Origin of the sequence: Pantoea sp. CTOTU50773 (assembly GCF_032082325.1) — a bacterium.
Taxonomy (GTDB): Bacteria; Pseudomonadota; Gammaproteobacteria; order Enterobacterales; family Enterobacteriaceae; genus Pantoea; species Pantoea communis.
Genome location: NZ_DAMDQC010000232.1, coordinates 1 through 4,879, shown reverse-complemented (window position 1 = coordinate 4,879; position 4,879 = coordinate 1). Strand labels below are relative to the sequence as shown.

Annotated in this window: 7 protein-coding genes; 6 read left to right on the top strand and 1 reads right to left on the bottom strand. The window is 54.0% G+C overall.

The genetic code is table 11. The annotated features are described in order from the left end of the window. The 3 genes from RT340_RS21865 to cheZ all read left to right on the top strand — a co-directional run. The coding region (locus RT340_RS21865; protein ID WP_313377748.1) for a chemotaxis protein CheB at positions 1 to 380 on the top strand (380 nt) is incomplete at its 5' end. 39 nt (positions 381 to 419) lie between these two features. Continuing rightward, complete coding sequence (cheY, locus tag RT340_RS21860; protein ID WP_007892562.1) at positions 420 to 809, top strand: chemotaxis response regulator CheY; 390 nt, start codon at positions 420 to 422, stop codon at positions 807 to 809. 9 nt (positions 810 to 818) lie between these two features. Continuing rightward, positions 819 to 1,460, top strand: a complete 642-nt coding sequence (gene cheZ / locus RT340_RS21855) for a protein phosphatase CheZ (protein WP_313377745.1) — start codon at positions 819 to 821, stop codon at positions 1,458 to 1,460. 47 nt (positions 1,461 to 1,507) lie between these two features. Here cheZ and RT340_RS21850 read toward each other — a convergent pair whose 3' ends face one another. Continuing rightward, complete coding sequence (locus RT340_RS21850) at positions 1,508 to 2,329, bottom strand: DeoR/GlpR family DNA-binding transcription regulator (protein WP_160834647.1); 822 nt, start codon at positions 2,327 to 2,329, stop codon at positions 1,508 to 1,510. A gap of 376 nt (positions 2,330 to 2,705) precedes the next feature. Here RT340_RS21850 and RT340_RS21845 point away from each other — a divergent pair, with 376 nt between their 5' ends. The 3 genes from RT340_RS21845 to RT340_RS21835 all read left to right on the top strand — a co-directional run. Continuing rightward, positions 2,706 to 3,503 carry a GolD/DthD family dehydrogenase gene (locus RT340_RS21845; protein ID WP_313377743.1) on the top strand — a complete coding sequence of 266 codons (798 nt, stop codon included), beginning with the start codon at positions 2,706 to 2,708 and terminating at the stop codon, positions 3,501 to 3,503. A gap of 65 nt (positions 3,504 to 3,568) precedes the next feature. Further along, positions 3,569 to 4,504, top strand: coding sequence for a D-ribose ABC transporter substrate-binding protein (locus RT340_RS21840; protein ID WP_058959717.1), 936 nt, complete (start codon positions 3,569 to 3,571; stop codon positions 4,502 to 4,504). A 44-nt stretch (positions 4,505 to 4,548) separates the two neighbouring features. Then, positions 4,549 to 4,879 (top strand): DUF2291 family protein (locus RT340_RS21835; RefSeq protein WP_313377740.1); only part of this gene is annotated, 331 nt, incomplete at its 3' end.

Sequence of the window (4,879 nt, the reverse complement as noted above, 5' to 3'; positions counted from 1 at the left end):
ATGCCTATATCGCACCGGGCGCGATGCACATGGAGTTGAGCCGTAGTGGCGCCAACTACGTGGTGAAACTGAATGATGGCCCGCCGGTGAACCGTCATAAGCCCTCTGTTGACGTGCTGTTCCGGTCCGTGGCGGTGCACGCAGGACGAAATGCCGTGGGTGTCATCCTTACCGGGATGGGTAACGACGGTGCCGCCGGGATGCTGGAAATGCATCGCGCCGGTGCCTGGACCATCGCGCAGGATGAAGCAAGTTGCGTCGTCTTTGGTATGCCGCGCGAAGCGATTGCGATGGGCGGCACCAGTGAAGTAGTCGATTTAGGACACATCAGTCAGCACATGCTGGCAAAAATTAGCGCCGGACAGGCATTGCGAATTTAACGAGCCCGTCCTGCCGGACGAGACAACACAGGAGTAGATATGGCTGATAAAAACATGCGCTTTTTGGTGGTGGATGACTTCAATACGATGCGTCGTATCGTCCGCAACCTGCTGAAAGAGCTGGGATTCAACAACGTTGAAGAAGCAGAGGACGGTGTTGATGCACTGACCAAACTGCGTGCGGGTGGTTTTGATTTCGTGGTATCCGACTGGAACATGCCCAACATGGACGGTCTGGAACTGCTGCAGACCATTCGTGCGGACGCGGCGTTGAGCAAACTGCCGGTGCTGATGGTTACCGCCGAAGCGAAAAAAGAGAACATCATTGCAGCTGCCCAGGCCGGTGCCAGCGGTTATGTAGTGAAGCCGTTCACCGCAGCCACGCTGGAAGAAAAGCTGGGTAAAATTTTCGAAAAACTGGGTATGTAAGGAGATGTGATGAGCGACCTTTCGAAACCAACCGAAGAAGCCTCGGCACACGACATTATTACCCGTATCGGCTCGCTGACGCGTATGTTGCGCGACAGCCTGCGCGAATTGGGGTTAGACCAGGCGATTGACGAAGCGGCGGAAGCGATTCCGGACGCGCGTGACCGTCTGGATTACGTGGTGCAGATGACGGCGCAAGCGGCAGAACGCGCACTCAACTGCGTTGAAGCCGCGCAGCTACACCAGGACCAAATGGAAGCCAACGCCAACAAGCTGAAAGGCCGTTGGGATGCGTGGTTTGAAAACCCGATTGAGCTGGCGGATGCACGCGAGTTGGTTTCGGATACGCGCGAATTTCTCAGTGATGTGCCGTCGCATACCTCGTACACCAACAAGCAGCTGCTTGAGATCATGATGGCGCAGGATTTCCAGGACCTTACCGGCCAGGTGATCAAGCGCATGATGGATGTGATCCAGGAGATCGAGCGTCAGTTGCTGATGGTGCTGCTGGAGAATATGCCTGAAGCCAACGCTGCCGCGCGTAAAGACGCCAGCAGCCTGTTGCATGGTCCACAGATCCATGCCAATGCACCTGGCGTGGTAGCGAACCAGGATCAGGTGGATGACTTGCTGGATAGCTTAGGTTTCTAATTAGCATTGAGGGGGCGGCTGCGAGTGGGCCGCCCCGGAATTGATGCTCAAAACACCGCGCGTTTTTTTGTCTCTTCAATGCCTGCCACCAACACCTGTACCCCTAACGCTTCAAACGCTGCAATCTGCGCCGGCGTAATCCCGCGATCGGTAATCAAATAATGGATTTTGCTCCAGTCACAGGGCAGGGCAAACATCGACACCTTATCGATTTTGCTGGAGTCTGCCACCACAAATACCGTACTGGCGGAGTTGATCATCGCCATCTTCACTTTGATATCCGTCTCACTGGGGAAGCTTAACCCGAGGCGGGGCGAAATACAGGCGGTGGCGAGAAACAGCTTTTCGGCCAGCACGTTTTCAAAGAAAGAAGCGGCTTTCTCACCGGACGTCGAGAGTGTTGGAAATTTGAAGGTCCCCCCCGTCAGCAGGATATTAATCCCCGGTTCGCCCCCCAGCTTCAGCGCAATATTCACCGCCGTGGTGATCACCGATAAACGACGGATGTGGCCAATTGCTTCCGCAATGGCGGTGGTGGTGGTGCCAGAATCGAAAATCACCGTATCCCCATTTTCCACATACTGCGCGGCGAGCCGGCCAATGGCTTCTTTCTCATCAAGGTGAGTTTGACGCTCAAGCAGCAGTGCGCCGGTGTTCTGCTTACCGGTCATCAGCGTGGCGCCACCGTGATAACGCTGCACATGCCCGGCTTTTTGCAGCATACGCAAATCGGTGCGGATGGTTGCCTCGGTCAGGCCAAAGGTATCGGTAAGCGCTTTAACCGTGACTGTGCCGTCTTCGCGGATCATCTCCAGGATCTTCTCACGACGCTGCTGCATATCAGCCAGCTGCTCAGATTTGCTTTTCAATCGAAATGCTCCCTCTTTCCAATCACGGTCTGGTTTTGGCAATAAGAAAACCCGTGATGATTTTACTCTGCGCACCAGGGATTTGCGAGGCGGCTCGCACAAAGATGCATTTTCGAATGAAAATAAGATAAAGCCATGCAATTGATTTCACATAGACCTGCCAGCCGTTATTTCTATATCACAAAACGTGATATTCAGTTATTTACTTAAAATACAGTAAGATAAAAATAGTTTGCATCATTTGTATGAAATTTGATCTCACCAACAAACCATTGCGAAACGATAGCTTATATTTTTGTTCGAAAATCAATGTTACTGCAAACATATCCGGCCAGAGATAACCAGAGCCGCTGAACATGCAAACAGGAGCGAAGGGATGAGTGGGGAATACGATGTCAACCAGCGCTACGGCGTAAATACCGATCTCGACCTCACCGGCAAGGTGGCGGTGGTGACCGGTGGCCTCGGTGGAATTGCCATGGCCAGTAACGCCATGCTGTTAGAGAAAGGTGCACGGCTGGCCCTGCTTTACCCTCCATTCGAAAGCGATCGCGTGGCGGCTGTGCAGGAACAATTCTCTGCCGATCGTGTACTGCTGGTGTGCTGTGACGTGACCGATGCTGGCTCAGTCGAGACGGCGTTCAACCAGGTTGAACAGCATTACGGCCACATTGATATCCTGGTGAACTGCGCGGGTTATGTGATGTTACAGCCGGTACTGGAAACCGACTTTGCCGAGTGGCAAAAGCAGATCGCCGTCAATCTCACCGGTCCTTTTCTTTGCTCACAAGCGGCGGGCAAACGCATGGTGCGCGCCGGTAATGGCGGCAAGATCATCAATATCGCTTCACAGGCCGCTTCCATCGCCATTGATAACCACGTGGCCTATACCTCTGCCAAAGCGGGTCTACTCGGTATGACTAAAGTGATGGCCAAAGAGTTCGCACCACACCGTATCAACGTCAATACCTTGTCACCCACCGTGGTGCTGACGCCGATGGGCGAAAAGGCCTGGCGCGGTGAGAAGGGCGAACAGATGAAAAAACTGATCCCGCTAGGGCGTTTTGCTTACACCGATGAAATTGCCGCTGCCGTGCTGTTCTTCGCCAGCAACGGCAGCGACATGATCACCGGCGCAGATTTAATGATCGATGGCGGCTTCACCATCTGGTAATGCCGCGCCAGCACCAGTACGGCCTCAACCCTGCAATAACAACAAAACAATGAGAGAGCACGAACATGAAAAAACGTACCCTGTTATTCACTGCCATTGCCAGTTGCCTGATCGCCCAATCCAGTTTCGCTGCCGACAAAGGCACCATCATGATTCTGGTGAACTCACTGGATAACCCCTATTACGCTTCCGAAGCCAAAGGCGCCAACCTGAAAGCGCAAGAGCTGGGCTATAAAACCAGCGTGCTGTCGCACGGTGAAGACGTTAAGAAGCAGAGCGAACTGATCGATGCCGCCATCGGTAAAAAAGTGCAGGGCATTGTGCTGGATAACGCCGACTCCACCGCCAGCGTCGCAGCAATCAAAAAAGCCAAAGATGCGGGGATCCCCGTGGTGCTGATCAACCGTGAAATTCCGGTCGACGATGTGGCGCTGGCGCAGATCACCCACAACAACTTCCAGGCGGGTTCTGATGTGGCCAACGTGTTTGTGGAGAAGATGGGTGAAAAAGGCAGCTATGCCGAATTGACCTGTAACCTCGCGGACAATAACTGTGTCACCCGCTCGAAATCCTTCCACCAGGTGCTGGATCAGTATCCGGATATGAAATCTGTCGCGCGTCAGGATGCGAAAGGCACCCTGATCGATGGCAAACGCATTATGGACAGCATTCTGCAGGCCCATCCCGATGTAAAAGGCGTGATCTGTGGTAACGGTCCGGTGGCGCTGGGCGCGATTGCGGCACTTAAAGCCGCAGGCCGCAACGATGTCACCGTGGTGGGTATCGACGGCAGCAACGACGAGCGTGATGCGGTAGAAAAAGGCGATCTGAAAGCTACGGTAATGTTGCAGGCGCAGGCTATTGCTGCGCAGGGCGTGACCGATCTCGACAACTTCATCCAGAAAGGGGTGAAGCCGGAGAAGCAGCGCGTGATGTTCCGCGGCATTTTAATCACCCCGGACAATGCTAAAGGTGTGCAGGACTTTAACTACAAGTCGTAATCAATAATCGGTGCGCCTGCACAGCAGGCGCCCAGGAGAATGAGATGCACAAACGACTCTGGTTACTGCTTCCTATCGTGATCCTTAGCGGTTGCCGCATTGTGTCGCAGCAGGAGCTGGCCGACCTGAAAAATCCCCCCAATCCCAAAATGGCCAATATTGCTCAGACCTGGCAGCAGAAACTGGTGCCGCAGATTCAGCACGATGCGAAGCCGGTGGCGGAACTGCTGAATGCGCTAAAGTCCGCCAAAGATTTTGACAGCGCCTGTCAAACCTACGGCTACCGCGCACAGGAAGAGAACCCCTGTGTCTTTAGCGTCAAGGTCAGCGGTGAGGTGACAGCGGTGAATACCACTTCGCGCAATGGCCGCATGA